This is a genomic window from Nonomuraea sp. NPDC052129, from assembly GCF_040680095.1.
Taxonomy (GTDB): domain Bacteria; phylum Actinomycetota; class Actinomycetes; order Streptosporangiales; family Streptosporangiaceae; genus Nonomuraea.
Genome location: NZ_JBFAVX010000002.1, coordinates 187,204 through 206,141 on the forward strand (window position 1 = coordinate 187,204; position 18,938 = coordinate 206,141).

Annotated in this window: 13 protein-coding genes; 8 read left to right on the top strand and 5 right to left on the bottom strand. The window is 71.6% G+C overall.

Translation table 11 applies throughout. From position 1 onward, the window contains the following. Positions 1-63 precede the first annotated feature (63 nt). The 3 genes from AB0L53_RS05785 (at position 64) to AB0L53_RS05795 (ending at position 8,499) form a co-directional block, all read left to right on the top strand. Complete coding sequence (locus AB0L53_RS05785) at positions 64-5,220, top strand: tetratricopeptide repeat protein (protein WP_363990860.1); 5,157 nt, start codon at positions 64-66, stop codon at positions 5,218-5,220. A 61-nt stretch (positions 5,221-5,281) separates the two neighbouring features. Continuing rightward, positions 5,282-6,010, top strand: coding sequence for a helix-turn-helix domain-containing protein (locus tag AB0L53_RS05790; RefSeq protein ID WP_363990863.1), 729 nt, complete (start codon positions 5,282-5,284; stop codon positions 6,008-6,010). Further along, positions 6,007-8,499 carry a PEP/pyruvate-binding domain-containing protein gene (locus AB0L53_RS05795; RefSeq protein ID WP_363990866.1) on the top strand — a complete coding sequence of 831 codons (2,493 nt, stop codon included), beginning with the start codon at positions 6,007-6,009 and terminating at the stop codon, positions 8,497-8,499. Before AB0L53_RS05790 ends, AB0L53_RS05795 begins: the two co-directional genes overlap by 4 nt. A gap of 136 nt (positions 8,500-8,635) precedes the next feature. Here the strand turns inward: AB0L53_RS05795 and AB0L53_RS05800 are convergent, their stop codons facing one another. From AB0L53_RS05800 to AB0L53_RS05815, 4 genes are read right to left on the bottom strand one after another with little or no spacing between them, the layout of a single operon-like run. Continuing rightward, positions 8,636-9,601 (bottom strand): glycine betaine ABC transporter substrate-binding protein, encoded by a 966-nt coding sequence (locus tag AB0L53_RS05800; RefSeq protein ID WP_363990869.1) that lies wholly within the window; start codon positions 9,599-9,601, stop codon positions 8,636-8,638. Between the two features lie 55 nt (positions 9,602-9,656). Further along, a complete protein-coding gene (locus AB0L53_RS05805; RefSeq protein ID WP_363990872.1) occupies positions 9,657-10,424 on the bottom strand; it encodes an ABC transporter permease in 768 nt (255 codons plus the stop codon). Continuing rightward, positions 10,421-11,479, bottom strand: coding sequence for an ABC transporter ATP-binding protein (locus AB0L53_RS05810; protein ID WP_363990875.1), 1,059 nt, complete (start codon positions 11,477-11,479; stop codon positions 10,421-10,423). The genes AB0L53_RS05805 and AB0L53_RS05810 overlap by 4 nt, the downstream gene beginning before the upstream one ends. Continuing rightward, on the bottom strand, positions 11,466-12,119 hold the full coding sequence (locus AB0L53_RS05815; protein ID WP_357947744.1) for an ABC transporter permease: 654 nt from the start codon (positions 12,117-12,119) through the stop codon (positions 11,466-11,468). The genes AB0L53_RS05810 and AB0L53_RS05815 overlap by 14 nt, the downstream gene beginning before the upstream one ends. Positions 12,120-12,271: 152 nt before the next feature. On the opposite strand from AB0L53_RS05815, the gene AB0L53_RS05820 reads away from it, so the two are divergent. Beyond that, entirely contained in the window at positions 12,272-13,504 is a 1,233-nt protein-coding gene (locus tag AB0L53_RS05820; RefSeq protein ID WP_363990879.1) for a helix-turn-helix domain-containing protein, read from the top strand. Here AB0L53_RS05820 and AB0L53_RS05825 read toward each other — a convergent pair. Then, positions 13,493-14,347 (bottom strand): SGNH/GDSL hydrolase family protein, encoded by an 855-nt coding sequence (locus AB0L53_RS05825; protein ID WP_363990882.1) that lies wholly within the window; start codon positions 14,345-14,347, stop codon positions 13,493-13,495. The genes AB0L53_RS05820 and AB0L53_RS05825 overlap by 12 nt on opposite strands. A 469-nt stretch (positions 14,348-14,816) precedes the next feature. On the opposite strand from AB0L53_RS05825, the gene AB0L53_RS05830 reads away from it, so the two are divergent. From AB0L53_RS05830 to AB0L53_RS05845, 4 genes are all read left to right on the top strand, one after another. Beyond that, the gene (locus AB0L53_RS05830) at positions 14,817-14,945 is read left to right on the top strand and encodes a hypothetical protein (RefSeq protein ID WP_363990885.1); all 129 of its coding nucleotides are present in this window, start codon (positions 14,817-14,819) and stop codon (positions 14,943-14,945) included. Then, complete coding sequence (locus AB0L53_RS05835) at positions 14,942-15,661, top strand: cupin domain-containing protein (protein WP_363990888.1); 720 nt, start codon at positions 14,942-14,944, stop codon at positions 15,659-15,661. Before AB0L53_RS05830 ends, AB0L53_RS05835 begins: the two co-directional genes overlap by 4 nt. Positions 15,662-15,719: 58 nt before the next feature. Continuing rightward, complete coding sequence (locus tag AB0L53_RS05840; protein WP_363990891.1) at positions 15,720-17,717, top strand: DUF2264 domain-containing protein; 1,998 nt, start codon at positions 15,720-15,722, stop codon at positions 17,715-17,717. A gap of 117 nt (positions 17,718-17,834) precedes the next feature. Next, the gene (locus AB0L53_RS05845; protein WP_363990894.1) at positions 17,835-18,842 is read left to right on the top strand and encodes a hydroxyacid dehydrogenase; all 1,008 of its coding nucleotides are present in this window, start codon (positions 17,835-17,837) and stop codon (positions 18,840-18,842) included. Positions 18,843-18,938: the final 96 nt, after the last annotated feature.

Below are 18,938 nucleotides of genomic sequence, written 5' to 3' on the forward strand. Positions count from 1 at the left end.
TGCTGTGACCAGAGCGACACATGTGTAGCTTTTTCACAGTATTAAATGACTGGGGAGTGCAATATGGAGTCAGAGCAGCTGGCCGCGGCGATGAAGTGCTGGGAAGCGGGGGATCCCGACGCGGCGGCCGTGCTGTTCAGGGAGATCGCCGCCACCGGCGATCCCGAGGCGTCACATCTGCTGGCCTGCCTGCTGGAGGAGCAGGGCGATCTCGACGGCGCGGAGGCCGCGCACCGGTCGGTGATCCTTTCCGGCGACCCGGTCTTCGGGCAGCGCTCCGCCATCGCCATGGGCATGATGCTGGTCGCCGCCCGCGAATGGCCCGCCGCGCACCGGGTGCTGATGATCGCCTGCGACGGCGCCGACTTCGAGGTGGCCGCGCTCGCCGAGACGGCGCTGGTGCTCGTCCTGACCGAGCTGGGCGATGTCGAGGGCGCGAAGGAGGCGCTGGAGCGGGCGCGCCGGTGCGACAGTCCCGCCGTGGCCGCGATGGCCGCCCAGCTGGAGCTGCCCGACTTCGCCCCCCAAGATCCGGGTACGGCGCGTGACCTGTTCGAGCTGGCGGACAGCGAAGACGACTACCGTGAGCTGCTGACCTGCGGCGATCCCGATGTGGTGTCGCTGTCGGCGTTCCAGCTCTACCGGATCCACGCCGATGAGGGGGATCTCGCGGCCGCCCGCGAGGTGTGCGAGCACGCGATCGCCGTGGGACACCCCGACCACCTGGCCACCGCCCACCGGCTGCTCGGCGCGGTCCTGGTCGATCTCGGCGAGTACGCCGAGGCGGCGGCCTCCTATGCCGAGGCCGCCGAGGACCCCAGGCCCGAGGAGCGGCTGCCCGCGCTCATCGAGCAGGCCAAGGTGACCGCGCAGCTCGGCGACGTGGCGGCGACGAGGGCGATCTTCCACCGGGTGGTCGCCAGCGGCCAGCGGGAGTACGCCGTCGAGGCCCAGGCGTGCCTGGCGCAGATGCACACCGAGGCCGGGGAGGTGGCCGAGGCGCTCGCGGCGCTGCGGGCCGTACTGGAGGCGGGGGAGTCGGACTGGTCCTCGATCTCCATCACGCTGCTCGGCCTGCTGCTCGACCGGCACCCGGACGAGCGGGAGAGCGTCATGGCGCTCGTGGCCGAGGCGGCCGAGCACGACGACCCCGACGCGGCGTTCAAGGCCGCGCTGCTGCTCGACCACGCGGCGCGGCAGCAGCCGCTCGCCGACCCGGTGGAGGAACAGGCGCTCCTGGACGTCGACGAGGCGCTGCGCCACCTGCAGGCGGGCGACCTGGCCGGGGCGCGGCGGCTGTTGCGCGACGCCATCGACTCCGGCGCCGCCACGCAGTCGGTCCGGGCCATGATGACGCTGGCCGAGCTGGAGCTGGGCGAAGGTGATCGGGAGCAGGCCGACGAGCTGCTGTCGTACGTCGCCGAGGGCGACGACCTGCTGCAGGGCTTCAGCGCCGAGTTCTTCCTGCACCTGCTGCGCGAATCGGGCGACGAACCGCACCCGGTGCTGCGGGCGGTCATCGACCACCAGCGCCTGGGCAGGGAGGAGGGGCTGGTCCGCTACCGCGAGGCCATGGAGCACCCCACGACGGCCGCCATCGGCACCGCGGTGTTCGCGCAGGTGCTGGCCTCCATCGGGTACGACCTGTCGGACGCGGCCCGGCTGTTCCACGCGGCGGCCGACTCGGGTGACCCGCTCGCGCTGTCCTATACGGCCACCATCTTCAAGGACGTCCTGGTGAACCAGGGCCAGGCCGAGGAAGCGGTCGCGCTGCTGCGCCGGGCGCGGGCCGACGGGCATCCGGTGCTGGCGGCGTGGGTGGCGTACGGGCTGGGTGAGCTGCTCGGTGACCACACGAGCGAGTCCGGAGAGGACGACGGCGAGGGTACGCGCGAGCGTGATCTGGCGGAGGCGCGGGCCGCGCTGACCGCCGCGATGGAGACCGGCCACCGGGGGCTCCGGCTCGAGGCGGTGGGCGCGCTGCTCGGGCTGTTCGAGCGTCAGGGTGACCTGCTGGCCGCGTGCCGCCTGCACGAACGGCTCGTCGCCGAGGGCGACCCGGTCCAGGCGCCGCGTCACGCGTGGCTGCTCGGGCTCACCCGGGTACGGATCGACGACCTCGACGGCGCGCGGGCCGCGTTCGGCCGCGTTCCGGAGGCTCACCCGGAAGAGGGGGAGACGGGAAGCTACGCCCGGTTCCTGCTCGACCGTGACTTCCGTGCGGCGGCCGCGGCGTTCGAGGCGATCTCTGACGATGGCAGGTCGTGGATGGCGTCCATGCTCGCCCTGCAGGCCGCGCACGCGTGGCGGCGGCAGGGCGAGACGGCCGCGGCCGACGGGTCGCTGTCCCTGCTGCTCGGCGTCGGTCACCCGGACTTCCGGCAGGAGGCGGCCTGCTACCTCGCCGCCCTGCGCCACGACGCCGGTGACACGCACGGTGCGATCGCCGCCTGGCAGCAGGCGCTGGCCGGTCCTGACGAACGCCTCGCCGGCGTCGCGCGGCGCGACCTCGGCCGGGCCTGGCACGCGCTCGGCGACCTCGACGCGGCGGCGCGAACGTACCGAGAGATACTCGCCGGGTACGGCGCGGAGCGGCCCTCGGAGGCGTACCAAGGGATGGTGGCCGGAGACGACGAGGTGGTGGCGCGCGAGGGGGCGGCGGCCTGGGCCGACGGGGCGCATGTGGCCGAGGCCGCGCTGCGGCTGGGGGAGATCCTGGTCGCGACCGGTCTGCCCGGCGAGGCCCGTGAGGTGCTGCGGGAGGCGTTCGGCGAGGTGGCGGCGGCCCCGCATCTGGCCCGGCTTCTGCGTGACGGCGGTGACCTTGACGGAGCGCTCGTGGAGGCGGCCGCCGCGGTGCGGACCGCGCCGGACGAGGCGGCGGCGGAGGCGGAGTGCCTGCTGGGCGGGCTCCTCGCGCGGACCGGCGACCTCGAGGGGGCGCGGGCGGCGTTCGAGCGGGCTGTGGCGGCCGATCCTGAGGCTGCGGGCGCCACGCTGCTGGAGGCTGGGCGCCACCTGGAGGAGGCGGGTGACTCGGAGGGCGCCCGCTCGGCCTATGAACGCGCGGCGGCCCAGGACACCGACCAACGGGCCGCGGCCACGGCCCGGGTCCGGCTCGATACGGCGTCGCCGGAGGAACGGCCGTGGGTACTGGCCGCCGAGGGCGACCGGCAGGGCGCCCTGGCGGCGCTGACCGAGCTGACCGGGTCGGCGCCGATGGCGGGGCTCCTGCTCGCGCTGGACGCCGGCGACATAGCCGAGGTACGCCGCCTGCTGACGGAGATGAGCGAGTTCCCCGCGAGCCGGGCCGAGGCGAGCGGGTTCCCCACCGACGACGCGTTCGCCGAGACGCTGGAGATGGCCAGGGCGAGCCGCGACGAGGACTTCGCCAGGGCGCTCTATCAACTGGTCATCGAGGTGGGCGACCCCCAGTGGGCCGCGCGCGCCGGTCTCGGGCTCGGCGCCGAGCTGGCCGGGGACGGTCAGCACAGCCAGGCCGAGCTGTGCTTCCTGCCCGCGACCGAGAGCGGCGACGACGAGATCGCCCTCATGGCGTGGCGCAACGTCTCCGTCGTCCGGCGCCGGCGCGGCGACCTGGACGGAGCCGCCGAGGCGCTGCGGGCCGCGCTGCCGGCCACCGCCGTCGAGCTGGCCGCCCTGCTGGAGGAGCGCGGCGACCTGACGGGCGCCGGTGACGTGCTCGAACGTGGCGCCGCGGCCGGCGATCTCGCCTGCCGGTGTCACCTGCTCGTCAACCTGCTCCAGCGGGAGGAGTACGCGGCCATCGCCGTCGAGGCCGAGCTGGCCGTCGGCACCGGCGATCCCGAGACGGTGGCCATGGGCTACTGGGTGTGGGGCGACGCGCGCAAGGCGACGGGCGACCTGGCGGGCGCGGTCGACATGTACCGCAAGGGGATCGACACCGGTCAGCAGATCCCCGGTATGCGCGCCGATCTCGCGGAGGCCCTGCACGCGCTGGGTGACAAGGCGGCGGCCGTCGGGCAGGCGCGGCTGGCCGTCGAATCGGGTGAGGCCGACGCCGCGGCCAGGGGCGGCATCCAGCTCGGCTGCTGGCTGCACGAGGACGGTGACCCGCTCGGGGCGGCGGAGGCGTTCGGCGCCGCCGCGGGGACCGGGTCCGCGCTGGCCCAGACCGCCCTGGACAACGTGAACACCCTGGCCTACCAGGCGTACGAGCGGGGCGAGCACGCGCTGGCCGTACAGGTGCTGGCGCATCTGGGGCCGCACGCCGGGGCCAAGGCCAGGGAGCTCGCGGAGCTCTGTGACGATCCCGAGGCCGTCCACCTCTACTACGAGCTGGTCGGCTCCGACGCCTTCACCGAGCTGGGGGTGGCCGAGCGGCTCGCCGAGCTCGGTGAGACGGAGCGGGCGCGGGCCGTCTACGAGCGGCTGAACGAGCACGAGGATCCCGATGTGCGGTTCGTCGCGGGCGGCAGGCTGCTGGCGCTCCTCGACGCCGAGGACGACTCCGCCGCCTTCTACAGCCTGGCCGAACGGCAGGCGGGGGACGCCGACAGCCCGGTACGGTCGGTGTTCGGCAGCCTGCTCGGCATGCTCCAGGGCCGCCAGGGCGACACCGAGGCGTCGCTGCGCACGCTGCGGGAGGCGGCCGAGGGCGGTGAGCCCACCGCCCTGAGCGTGCTCGCTCAGGCCCTGGTCGGGACCGGAGAGGTGGCCGAGGGCAGGCAGGTGTACGAGCGGGTGCTGGGCGCGGGCGACGAGGAGCTGGCGGCCAGGGCGATGGTCGCGCTCGGCCACAGCTACCACGACGAGGATGAGGACGAGGCCCGCAAGTGGTACATCCAGGCGGTGAACTCGGGCATGGGGCACGTCAGCGCACTCGGGGCGATGTACCTGGGGGCGCTGGCCAAGCGGGAGCGGGACTTCCCGGAGGCGCTCGGCTGGTACCAGCGGGTCATCGACTCGGGAGACACCGAGTCGGGCATGGCGGCGGCGCATCTGGGGGAGCTCTGCTACTGGCTGAACGACCGCGACGGGGCCGTGCGCTACTACGAGCTCACCCTGGGGCTGACCGAGCAGCCCGAGCTGGTCGCCGAGGCCGCCTTCCGCCTGGGGGAGATCCGGTACGCCCACGGCGACCTCACCGTGGCCAGGCGGATGCTCCGGCTCGCCGCCGGCACCGACGACTCGACCTTCGCGGCCGACGCCGAACAGCTCCTGGCGAAGCTGGGGTGAACTTGCGGTTAATTAAATGACTACATAGTCTCATCTAGTCAAACATTTGAGGTGAGACGAGATGGCCAGGGTGGGACGGCCCCCGCAGGATCCGGGGCGTCAGCTGGAGCGGGCGCACCGGATCCTCGACGCCGCCGCCGAGCTGTGCCTGCGCTGGGGCTACGACAAGACGACCATCGACGACGTGGCCCGGCAGGCAGAGGTCGCCAAGGGCACGATCTACCTGCACTGGAAGACCCGCGAGATGCTCTTCGCGGCGCTGATCCGCCGTGAGCGGGTCCTTCTGGTGCGTGAGGTCCGCGAGCGCGCGCCCACGGACCTGCGCGAGCTGCTCCGGGAGCTGGTCGGCGGGCTCTTGCGCCGGCCGCTCATGCGGGCGCTGATCCTGGACGACACGGAGGTGTTCGGCAAGCTCAGCAGGCAGAAGAAGAGCAGCCAGACCACGCTCGATCTGGGCGCCGCGTTCGGGACGTACCTCCAGGACCTGGCCGCGCGGGATGTGCTCCGCTCGGACCTGACTCCCGCCGAGCACCTCGCGACCCTCGCCTCGGTCATCTACGGGTTCCTGCTCACGCAGAACATGATGCCCGAGCAGATGCGGATGCCGGAGGAGCGGCTCGTCGAGCTGGTCGCCGACACCGGCGTCCGCGCGATGGGCACCGGCGCCACGCTGTCGGACGACGACGCGCGGGCCGTCAGGCTGGCCACTCTCGGCTACCTCGACACCATGGAGGAGATCGCGGAGCGGAAGCTCGCGCTCTCCCTGGGCGCTAAGGAGCGTGTCACGTGAGGGTGCTACTCCCTCTCGACGATGCCGCCGCGGACCTCGCGACAGTGGGCGGAAAGGGCGCTTCCCTGGCCAGGCTGACCAGGGCAGGACTGCCCGTTCCCGGCGGTTTCCACATCACCACAGAGGCATACCGGGCCTTCGCCGCGGACTTCCGCGACCGGATTCTCGACGCGGCCGCAGCCGGCGACGCCGCCGGGATCGCCGCCCTGTTCGCCGGGCACGACATGCCCGCCGCCGTCGCCGCGGAGATCAGCACGGCATATGAGGCGATGGGCCATGACGTGCCGGTGGCCGTCCGCTCGTCCGCCACGGCCGAGGACCTGCCCGGCATGTCGTTCGCCGGGCAGCAGGACACCTACCTCAACATCAGGGGCGAGGCGCTGCTCGACGCCGTCAAGCGCTGCTGGGCCTCGCTCTGGAACGCCCGCGCCATCGCCTACCGCGAGCAGAACGGCGTGCCGCACGACGACGTGGCGCTGGCCGTCGTCGTGCAGGAGCTCGTGGACGCCGACGCGGCCGGCGTCATGTTCACCGCGAACCCGGTCAACGGCGCCCGCGACGAGATCGTCATCAACGCCTCCTGGGGCTTGGGCGAGGCGGTCGTCGGCGGCCAGGTCACCCCCGACACCGTCGTGGTCCGCCACGGCGCCGTCGCCGAGTCGCGGGTCGGCGACAAGACCGTCATGACCGTACGCACGCCGTCCGGCACGCATGAGGAGCCCGTGCCCGAGGAGCTGCGGCGGCGGGCCGTCCTCGACCCGGCGCAGGCCGCCGAGCTGGCCGGGGTCGGCTCGCGCATCGAGGAGCTGTACGGCACGCCGATGGACGTCGAATGGGCCAGGCGCGACGGCTCGTTCTTCATCGTCCAGGCCCGCCCGATCACCGGCCTCAAGCAGCCGGTCGAGGAGTGGAACGACAGTCTCAAGGGCGAGAACCTGTGGACCGGCGGCAACCTCGGCGAGGCCATCCCCGACGTGATGACGCCCGCGACCTGGTCGTTCGTCCGCATGTTCATCCATGAGGCGATGGCCGCCTCGGCGCTGCCCGGATTCGACCTGGTCGGCAACATCGGCGGCCGTTTCTACATGAACCTGAGCGTCATGTACACGATGGCCGTCTCGCTCGGCATGCGGTCACGGCTGAGCGCCGTCGAGCAGATCTTCGGCAAGCTGCCGCCCGGCCTCGACGTGCCGCTGCTGAAGGTCTCCCGATGGGAGATCATCAAGAAGGTCGTGCCGCTGGGGATCAACATCCAGAAGCGCGTCCGTACGAACCTCAAAGGCATGCCCGCCTTCCTCGCCACCGCGCGGCGGCAGGCGGAGGAACTGCGCGCCCGCGTCGCCACCATGGAGACCGGCCCCGAGCTGGCCGATCTGTGGGAGCGCGAGATCGAGCCGTACGTCGTCACCAGCTGCCGCATGCTGGAGGCCGCCGGCCGGCAGGGCGGGGCCACGCTCGTCTACACCCGCGACAAGCTGCGCAAGATGATGGGCGACGTCGACGCCGAAGCCATGCTCACCGGCGTCAACACCGACGGCGAGCTGGCCAGCCTCGGCCCGGTCATCGGGCTGGGCAGGCTGGCCAGGGGAGAGATCGACCGGGACACCTTCGCCCAGCTGTACGGCCATCGGGGGCCCCACGAGTTCGAGGTCTCCATTCCGCGTCCCGGCGAGGATCCGGCGTGGATCGACGCCCAGCTGGCCGGGCTCCGTGACGTGAGCGCCGACACCGAGGCGCTGCTCGCCCGCCAGAAGAAGGCGCGCGAGGAGGCGTGGGCGCGGTTCGCCCAGCGTTACCCCCGCCAGGAAGCCAGGATGCGCGACCGGGTCACCCGGTGGAACAAGGTCGTCCGCGACCGCGAGACCGCCCGGTCGGAGAACATGCGGGCGTTCTGGGTGCTGCGCGCCTTCGTACTGCGGGCCGGGGAGCTCACGGGGCACGGCGACGACCTGTTCTTCCTCTACCTGGAGGAGATCCTCGGCCTCCTGAGCGGCGACACGTCCGCGCTGGAGCGGGTCCCGGCCCGGCGGGCGACCTACGAGATGTACGCGGCGCTGCCGCCGTACCCGACGCTGATCGTCGGGCACTTCGACCCGGTGCGCTGGGCCGCCGACCCCGACCGGCGCGGCGACATCTACGACGCGCGCGGCGGGAGCGCGCCCGTCAGCGACACGGTCACCGGCTTCCCCGGCGCGCCGGGCATCGTCGAGGGCGTCGCCCGGGTGATCTCCTCACCTGAGGACGGCGACCGGCTCAAGCCGGGCGAGATCCTCGTGACGACGCTGACCAACATCGGCTGGACCCCGATGTTCCCGCGCGCTGCCGCCGTGGTCACGGACATGGGGGCGCCGCTGTCGCACGCCTCGATCGTGGCCCGCGAGCTGGGCATACCGGCGGTGGTCGGCACGGGGAACGCGACGATGCGGCTGCGCGACGGCGACCGCGTCCGGGTGGACGGCGAGGCGGGCACGGTGGAGTTGCTGGGCTGAGGGGTGCTCGGGGCGGCCATCGGGTAGGCCGGAGATCATGCACGCCACCGGCCGCACGCCCCGCACCTGAGGGAGCGGCGCGAGCACTCACGCCGGGCCACGATCGGCTGGCTGCGCGGCCGGTGGCGATGACTTGCTATGCGGCTGACTTACCGAGGAAGCCGGCGGTCTTGAGCCAATCGGCGGTGACCTTTTTCGGCTCCTCGCCGTCGACGTCGACCTGGGCGTTGAGCTTGCGCATGGTCGTGTCGTCCAGCTTGGCGATCACCGGCTTGAGCACCTTCTCCAGCGCCGGGTACTTCTGGTAGGTCTCGTCCCGTACGTTGACCGCGGCGTTGTAGATCGGGAAGAAGTGCTTGTCATCCTGCAGCACGGTCAGGCCGAGCGCGGAGATGCGCCCGTCGGTGGTGTACACCTCGCCGAAGTTGCAGGTCTGGCCCTTGTCGGTCTCGGTGTAGACGACGCCGGTGTCCAGCTGGCTGATCTTGTTCTTCGGGATGTTCAGGTCGTACGCCTTGGACAGCCCCGGCAGCCCGTCGTCACGGGTCGAGAACTCCGACTCGACGCACAACGACGCCTCGTTCGGGTTGGTCTTGGCGAGCTTCGCCACGTCGGAGACCGTCTTGACGCCCAGCTGCTGGGCCTTCTCGGAGCGGATCGCCAGGGCGTAGGTGTTGTTCAGCGGGGTCGGCCCGATCCAGCGGATCTTGTTCTTCGCCAGGTCCTCCTCCGCGGTGGCCTTGAACTGCTTGGCCGAGTCCGGGATGGGGGTGGCGTTCTTCAGGTGTTCGATCCAGCCGGTGCCCGAGTAGTCCCAGTACATGTCGATCGCCTTCGACGTCAGCGCCTTGCGGTTCGGCACGGTGCCGCCGAGGTTGGTCTTGTCCTCGACCTCGGCCCCGTGCGCCTTGAGCAGCTGCACGGCGATCTGGCCGAGCACGATGTTCTCGGTGAAGTCCTTGGACCCGATGACGAACTTGGCGCCGGACAGCTCATTGCCCGCGCTGGCGGCCTCGACCTCCCCGCCCGAGCCACAGGCGCTCGTGGCGGTCAGGGTCAGGGCGGCGGCGGTGAGCAGGGTGAACGTCTTGCGGACACGCATACGAAAAACACCTCTTGAAGCTGGGCTTACGGTACTTGCGGTATGAGAGGGGGAGTCAGATGCCGCGTGGCTTGAGCAGGTTCTCGGCGAGCCCGCCGAGCCAGTCGATGAAGAAGGCGATGCTCGCCGTCAGCACGGCGCCCGCGATGGTCACGGGCATGCGGTTCAGCTTGAGCCCGTTGATGATCAGCTCGCCGAAGCCGCCCGCGGCGACGAACGCGCCGAGCGTGGCGACGCCGACGGTCAGCACGAGCGCGGTCCGCAGCCCGGCGAGGATGGCCGGCACGGCCAGCTTGAGCTCCACGCGGCGCAGCACCTGTCCCTTGGTCATTCCCATGCCGCGCGCGGCCTCGATGAGCGCGGGGTCGACCTGCTGCACGCCGACCATCGTGTTGCGCAGTACGGGCAGCACCGCGTAGGCGACCAGGCCGACCAGGGCGGTCTGGAAGCCGACCCCCAGCAGGAACGTGCACAGCACGAGCAGCCCGATGGCCGGGATCGCCTGGCCCAGGTTGGCCAGGGTGAGGATGATGGGGGTGATCAGCCGGTTGCGGGCCCGCGAGGCGACGATGCCCAGGGGGATCGCGATGACCACCACGAGCGCGGTCGCCACGAGCGTCATCTGGATGTGCTCCACGGCCTTGGCCAGGAGGACCTCACGGGTGAGGCTGCGGCTCTCGATCGAGTCCAGGTTCTGCGCGCCGAGCCAGGCGTACAGGGCGATCAGCACGCCGCAGAGGGCGATGGGGGTGATGAGGAACCGCAGACCTGACGCGCGCCCGAGTGAGCGGGTCCGGCCTGCGCCGAGTGTCGCGGCGGTCACCTGCCGACCGCCTCCTCTCGGGCGGTGTCCGGCACGGGCGCGGCGCTCACCGGCTTCGGTCCGGATCCCACCGACTTCAGTCGGGGGGCGGGCGCTGGTTCGGTTCCCACGGCCTCGCACAGCGCGCCGTAGGTGAGGACGCCGGACGGCGAGCCGCAGCGGTCGGTGCCGTGCGCGAGCATGACGTCCAGGGCCTCGCGCAGGCTGGCGTCCGCGGTGATCTGCGGCAGGTTCGCGCTGCCCGGCTGCTGCCGGCACTCCACGTCCGCCACGCGCAGCAGCGCGAGGCGCTTGAGCGTGGCGTCCTGGCCGATGAAGCCGGCGACGTAGTCGTCCGCCGGATTGGCCAGGATGTTCGCGGGCGTGTCGTACTGGGCGATGTGCGACCGCTCCTTGAGCACGGCGATGCGGTCGCCGAGCTTGATGGCCTCCTCGAAGTCATGCGTGACGAAGATGATCGTCTTACGCAGCTGCTTCTGGAGCTTGACGAACTCGTTCTGCAGGTGCTCGCGGGTGATGGGGTCGGTCGCGCCGAAGGGCTCGTCCATCAGCATCACGGGGGGATCGGCGGCCAGCGCCCTGGCGACGCCCACGCGCTGCTGCTGGCCGCCGGACAGCTCGCGGGGGTAGCGGTCGTGGTAGGCCGACGGCTCCAGGTTGACCAGGGAGAGCAATTCCTCCACCCGGTCGGCGGTCTTGGCGGGGGTCCAGCCGAGCAGCTTCGGCACCAGGCCGATGTTCTGGCCGATGGTCAGATGCGGGAACAGTCCCACCTGCTGGATGGCATAGCCGATGTGCCTGCGGAGCTCGTCGGGATGCAGGCTCAGCACGTCGTCGCCGCCGATGCGGATCTCGCCCGAGGTGGGCTCGACCAGGCGGTTGATCATCTTCATCGTGGTCGTCTTGCCGCAGCCTGACGGGCCGACGAAGACCACGAGCTCGCCGGCGGGGATGTCGAGGTCGACGTGGTCCACCGCTGGCGCGGGCTGTCCCGGGTAGTGCTTGGTCAATTCCCGCAGCTCGATGCTTGCGCCTCCGGTGTCACGATCGAACACGAAGCCCCCTAGGAATGGTCAGTTGACGTACGGCGAAGAAGAACAGGTCGAACAGGACGGCGATGACCACGATGCCGAGCGTGCCGGCGAGCGTCGCGTTGAGCGCGTTCACCGAGCCCAGCCGGGACAGGCCTTCGAAGATCTGCGTGCCGAGGCCGGGGCCGTCGACGTAGGCGGCGATGGCCGCGATGCCGATGAGCATCTGCGTGGCCACGCGCACCCCGGTGAGGATCAGCGGCCAGGCCAGTGGCAGCCGCACTTTCAGCAGGACGCGGGTCCGGCTCATGCCCATCCCGCGTCCGGCCTCCACCATGGCGGAGTCGACGCCGCGCAGCCCGGCCACGGTGTTCCTGATGATCGGCAGGAACGCGTACGCGGTCAGCGCGACCAGCGTGGATCCCCAGCCGAGTCCGGTGATCGGGATGAGCAGGGTGAGCAGGGCGAGGGAGGGGACCGTCAGGATCGCGGCGGAGATCGCCAGCGAGAATCCCCGGGTTTTCGGAAGGTCGTGGGCGAGTAGCCCGATGCCGACGCCGACTGCCGTGGAGACGCCGATGGCGACGCCGACGACGAGGGCGTGTTCCCCGGCGGCCAGCGAGAGGGTGTCCCAGCGTGAGACGACGTACTCGCTGAAATTCATAGAGTGACCGCCTTTACTTACGCTTGCATGAGTCTGTAAACGTATGTGACTAATGGCCGTCAGCGCAAAGTCAGTCAAGGTCAGGGGCTTGCAATAGCGCTCGTGAAGCCCTGTCCATTGCGGAAATGCGTCCGTTTTGGCATGGTTTGACGGTGGCGTGCCCCCTCACCCTGGCCGGCCGCCCCGTACATGAGACGCTTGATCGCCAGACCACCAAACTGGCCAGGCAACTGGTGCGGAGCTTCGCCGAGGAGATCCCTATCTACCGGCGCTTGCCCAGGGAAGAGCTCGACGGCGACATCACCCGGATCACCGAGGACAACCTACGGCTGATCTCCCGGATGTTCCGCGACGGCCGCCCGCCGACCAGGGCGGAGCTGGCGCCGTTGCGCTCCTCGTCCGCGCGCCGGGCCCGCGAGGGTGTGCCGCTGGACGACCTGCTCAACGCCTACGCCCGCGGGGCGCGGATGGTGTGGGAGCACCTGTTCGCCGCCGCGACGCCGGCCGACTTCGAGGACGTCCTGGCGGCCAACCGGCTCATCCTCGTCTACACGCAGGCGGTGACGGGCGCCGTGTGCACGGCGTACCTGGAAGAGCGCGAGAGCATGCTCAGCCACGAGCAGCACACCATGCACGCGACGGTGTCCGCGCTGCTCGCGGGCGACAGCGCGGCTCTGGCGGGGGTACGGCTCGCGCGGCGCTACCTCGTGCTGGCCGTCGCGGCGGGCCGGCACGCCGACGAGGACTCCGACGAGCCGGGCGGGTCCATCGCCGGGCGGCGCAAGCTGCACCGGATCACCACCGCGCTGCGCCGGCACGCCGCGGAGCCGGTGCTGTCGGTGCTCGACACCACGGGCGGGCTCGTGCTGGTGCCCTGCGGCCCGCTTGACGGGCGCCTTGCTCATGTCGGTGAGATGGCCGCCGCTACTCGCGCCGACATGAGCAAGGCCGCTGGGGTGCCGGTGTGGGTCGCCGCCGAGCTCGCGCCGCCCGCCGGGGTGCCGGCCGCGGCCAAGCTCGCGGAAGAGGTGCTGGAGGTGGTGCGGCTCTTCCAGCGGCCGCCCGGCGCGTACCGGCTGGCCGACGTGCTGCTCGAATACCAGCTCACCCGGTCCAGCGAGGCGACCGCGGCGCTGGCCGGGCTGCTCGATCCGCTGCTGGACAATCCCGATCTGCTCAGGACGCTCAAGGTGTACCTGGACACGGGGCTCGATCGGCGGCGGTCGGCCTCACTCCTGCACGTACACCCGAACACGGTCGACTACCGCCTGCGCAGGGCCGTCAGCCTGACCGGGCTGGATCCCGTCGACCCCGCGCATCTCCAGCGGATCGGCGCGGCGCTGGCCGCCCGTCGCCGGCTCGGGTTGGACTGGTTAGACGCCTGAGACGGAGGCCGTGACCACGGTGGCGAAGTTGCTCATGCCGAGCGCGTTCGGGTGGAAGGGGGCGGCGGGCGCGGCCGGGACGTACGGCTCGATCCACCGCACACCCGGCGACGCGCACGGGTCGTGGCCGACGCTCGGGGTCTGCAGGTCGATGAAGCCGACGCCGGCGGCGGACGCCTGCTCGGCCAGCATCTGGTTGAAGTACTGGAGGGTGGCGCGGATGTAGTTGGCGTCGGCCTTGATGATCGGGACGCGCGGGTAGCAGCCGTTCGGCGGGGCGTAGGTGGCGTAGCCGACCATGAAGATCCGGGCCTGCGGGGCGCGGGCCCGGATGTCGCCCATGAGCGTGGTCAGGCGCGAGCGCAGCTCGTCCGTCTTCACCCGCCAGCTGTCCTGACCGTCCACGATGTAGTCGTCGTTGCAGGCGTCTCCGACGGGCGGCGGCAGCAGGTTCAGACAGTCCTCGATGAAGCCCGTCAGGCCGACGTCGTTCGCCCCGATCTGCACGGTGACGAGGGTGGTGTCCTGGCTGAGCGCGTCGAGCTGCGGCGCGACCGAGCCGAGGTCCGTGCTCTGCCGCTGGTACATGTCGCCGGTGTCGGCGCCGGAGCACGTGACGTCGCGGAACGTACGGGCGCCGATGGCCTGCGCCGTCAGGTGGGCGTAGTTGTGGTCGGAGCGCCAGCAGCCGAGGTCGGGAATGACCTGGTTGGGCACGAGCGGTCCCGAGGCGGCCGAGTCGCCGAGGGCCACGTACACGTCGCTCTGCGCGGCTTGGGCAGCGGGAGCGAGACCTAACGCCAGGGCGGCCGCTGCGAGCACGGTCAACATCCGTCGGACCATGGAGACTCCTTCGGCGAGGGGTCGGTGGGGGGTGAGGAGTTCGAGGTGCAGACAAACGATGAGCCGCGAAGGTCATTCTGTGAATTGGACCGGGCGGTAAATCCGCGCTGTCAAATCTGTGACGCCTCACAAATCCGGCCGCCCTCACGTAGCCGGGCGAGGGGAGCAGGGGGAGGCCGAACGGCGGCCGGCCGGGTGTGACCGTATCCAGTATGGTCGGGCCGATCGGCCGGTTGCCTGGCGCGAGAGGAACCGCGAATGGTCGGGCCGATCGGCCGATTGCCAGGCGCGAGAGGGACCGCGAGAGGAACATCGAATGCCCCATGCGGCCAGACCCACCGTCACCTTGCACGATGCGAACTGCGGCACACGTTTTCCACCCACGTCAAACCGCTCAGGAGGCCAGGCGCCCATGCCCTCACCTAGCTGCTGGACCGCCATTGTCGGAACCGGAGGGATCGCCACCGCCGTGCGAGTCGCGGACAGCGAGACGGTCGGCTTCCGGTACGCGGTCGTGGTGGCCACCGGAGATCACGGCGAGGAAGGCACCCGGCACCTGGCCGACCAGGGCCGTGCCGCGTTGGGGGTGCGAGCATGACGTTCCCCGGCGGGACCTCGGTCACCCGGTTGTCGGTCTACTCGGGCGCGTGTTCCGATGGTCTGGAGGGCGGTACGCCGCATATGCACATCGCCTCCACCGAGGCGTACGTCGTCATCGGCGGCAGTGGCGCGTTGCAGACCCTCGATATGCGCGGTTTCCGGGAGACGGAGCTGAGCGGCGGTTCGACGGTGTGGTTCACGCCGGGCACGATCCATCGGGCGATCAACCGGGGCGGTCTGGAGGTGGTCGTGGTGATGCAGAACGCCGGGCTGCCCGAGGCGGGTGACGCGGTGATGACGTTCCCGCCGGAGATCGTGGCGGACGCGGCCCGTTACCGGGAGGCGGCCACGCTGCCTTTGGGCGCGGGAGCGGAGGAGGCCGTGCGGCGTCGCCGTGATCTGGCGGTGGCGGGGTTCCTGCGGCTGTCCGAGAGCCTGGCCGACGGGGATCCGGGACCGTTGCGGGAGTTCTATGACAGCGCGGTGGCGCTGGTACGTCCCAGGGTCGCGGGCTGGCGGCGTACCTGGGAGGACACCGTCGTCCGGCAGACCCGCCACACCGCCGAGGTGCTCGACGCGCTGGAACGCGGCGACGGGACGCACCTGCAGGAAGCCACGCTGCTCGAATCCCCACCCGAAGCCCGCTGGGGCATGTGCGGCAATCTGCACACCCACGACGTCGCCCACCCGCACGTCCACTCGGCCCCCGGCTGACACCGCTCCTCGCCTCCCCTCCCCGGGGCTTGTTGATCGCGAGCCGTATTATCCGCTTATGTCATCGCTGCGTCTCCCACCTGCCGATACCGCATTGTCCGCCGTCACCGGCTGGACCCGGGCGCACTGGGAGGCCGTGGCGGATCACCTGCTGGAATCCGTGGTGCCGTACGCCACCGACGACTTCGCGCAATACCGCTTGCCGGGCAGGGAGAGCCGGTCGGGGCCGGTGAGTGACGGCCTGGAGGGATACGCCCGCACGTTCCTGCTGGCCGCGTTCCGGATCGCCGGGGCGGGCGGCGCGGTGCCGCCCGCACTCCTGGAGCGGTACGCCCGGGGGCTGGTGGCGGGGACCGACCCGGCGCACCCCTATGCCTGGCCGCCGCTGACCGACATGTCCCAGCCGCTGGTGGAGGCGGCCTCGATCGCGCTGGCCCTGCACGAGACCCGGCCCTGGCTGTACGACCGGCTGTCCCCGGCCGAGCAGGAGCGGGTGGTGGCCTGGCTGGCGGGCTTCGTCGGCAGGCGGACGCCGGACAACAACTGGGTGCTGTTCCGGGTGGTCGTCGAGCAGTTCCTGGCCGAGGTGGGCGGGCCGTACAAGGCCGACGAGATCACCGGCGGCCTGGAGCGGATCGAGGACTGGTACGTCGGGGACGGCTGGTACTCCGACGGCGCGGGCAAGAACTTCGACTACTACGCGGGCTGGGCCCTGCACCTCTACCCGCTGCTGTGGGCCAGGATGGCCGGGGACGCGGCCCGCCTGGAGCGTTACGGCGAGCGGCTGCGGGCCTTCCTGGGCCAGTACCAGCACCTGTTCGCCGCCGACGGCGGGCCCGTGCACCAGGGGCGGTCGCTGATCTATCGGTTCGCCACGGTCGCGCCGCTCTGGCTGGGCGCGCTGACCGGCTCCTCGCCGCTCCCACCCGGCCGGACCCGGCGGATCGCCGGTGGGGTGCTGCGTCACTTCGTCGAGCGGGGCGTGCCGGATGAGCGTGGGCTGCTGACGCTCGGCTGGTACGACACGTTCCTGCCGGTCACGCAGAGCTACTCGGGGCCGGGCTCGCCCTACTGGGCCAGCAAGGCGTTCCTCGGCCTGCTGCTGCCCCCCGAACACCCGGTATGGACGGACGCCGAGGTTCCGGCGCCGATCGACCTGGCGGACCAGGCGGTGACGATGCGCCCGCCGGGGTGGCTGCTGCACGCCACCCGCGAGGACGGCGTGGTCCGGCTGGTCAACCACGGCAGCGACCGGGACCGGATCCAGGACCCGTCAGGGGTGCCGGACCCGCACTACCTCAAGCTCGCCTATACCAGCCACACCGGCCCCAACCTGGCCGAGGCGGTCGGCGAAGGAGAGGTGGGCGGCAACGAAGGAGAGGTGGCCGGCGGCGAAGGGGCGGGAGCCGGTATCGAAGGGAAGGCAGCAGGAGCCGAAGGGCAGGCGGTCGGTGTCGACGGGGAGGTGGTGGTCGTCGCGCCGGACGGGGCCGTCTCCCGCAGGCGCCGCATCGAGCCGCTCACGACGGGGGACCGGTTCGCCGCCTCCGCCTACCGTGACGACCTGCCGGCCGGGCCGGTCCACGTGGTGACGGTCTCGGTGGTGGACGGGGCGGCCGAGGTACGGATCCACCGGGTCACCGCGCCCGCCGGTCACCAGGTCAGGGACGGTGGCCACGCCATCGCCGGGCAGGCGCCGCCCACGGCGCGCGGCGGCGAGCTCTGGGCGTCGGCTCGGCGGGCGGACGGGCTGGTCAGCGTGGTGCGCGGGCTGCACGGCTACACGACCGCCGGGGTGGCGACCGCGACGGGCGCGAACGCCTTCGGGCGGCACTCGGCCACCCCGTACGTGCTCGCGGACGCCCACCCGGGCGGAACAGCCGTGTACGTCAGCCTCGTCCTGCTCACCGGCGCGGCCGAGGGGCCGCCCCCGGAGGTGCGGGTCGACGGCGACCAGGTCACCCTCGACCTGCCGGGCGGTGACACGGCGACGGTCCGCCTCACCGAGACCCCCACCTGCGTCCGCGTCACCGGCGGCGGGAAGAACCCGACGTGAAGTGACGGCGACGGTCCGCCTCACCGACATCCCGCGTGAGGTGGCACCTCGCCTCACCGACACCGCACGTGAAGTGGCACCCCGCGTAACCGTTCACCCACCTGAGGAGCTTGCCTGATGTCTCGGCCACCCGTCGCGGTCTTCGCCATCGCACCCTGGGCCTTCCACGACGTCTTCCCTGCCGATCTGGTCGACCGGTTGCGGCAGTCGGTGGAGGTCGACGCGACGGTGACGTTCACCTCGTTCGAGGGCGAGGCGGCGGCACGGGCCCTGGCCGGGGCGGAGTTCCTGCTGACCGGATGGGGCTGCCCGCGGATCGACGCCGAGGTGCTGAAAGCGGCGCCCGGCCTGCGGGCCGTCGTCCACGCCGCCGGCTCCGTCAAGGCGATCGTCGATCCCGTCGTGTACGAGCGGGGGATCCTCGTGTCGTCCGCCGCGGTGGCGAACGCCGTGCCCGTCGCCGAGTACACCATCGCCATGCTGGTGCTCGGCGCGAAACGGGTCTTCGAGCGGGCCGGTCACTACGCGGCCGGCGCCGACCGGTCGGCCTGGCAGCAGGGGGCGGGCACCGGGCTGTACGACTGCACCGTGGGCGTGATCGGGGCCTCCCGGGTGGGCCGGCACGTGCTGCGGCGGCTGCGTGACTTCGAGGTCGACATCCTGCTGTCCGACCCCTACGTCTCGCCGGAGGAGGCGGCCGAAATGGGGGCGGAGTTGGTGGACGTGGACGAGCTGTGCCGGCGTAGTGACCTGGTCACCGTGCACGCCCCGGCCCTCGCCGAGACCCGCCACCTGCTGGACGAGCGCCGCCTCGGCCTCCTGCCGGACCGGGCCGTCGTGATCAATACCGCCCGTGGCTCGCTGATCGACACCGAGGCGCTCACCAGGGCGTGCGCGTCCGGTCGCGTCTCGGCCGTGCTGGACGTGACCGACCCCGAGCCGCTGCCTCCGGGCCATCCCCTTTTCGGCCTGCCCAACGTGCTCGTCACCCCGCATGTGGCGGGCGCGCAGGGGCGTGAGTTGCGGCGGCTCGGCGAGTACGCGATCACCGACCTTGAACACTTCATGCGGGGCCGCCCGATGCGCGGCCGGGTGACGGCCGAGCAGCTCGCTCGCCTGGCCTGACGACCTGCCGAAAGCCGAAAACAGCCGAAAACCTTTTCGCAACGTTCGCCAAGGCAGTCCGCCACGCCGATTGACAGGGCCCTTATATCGGTTTAC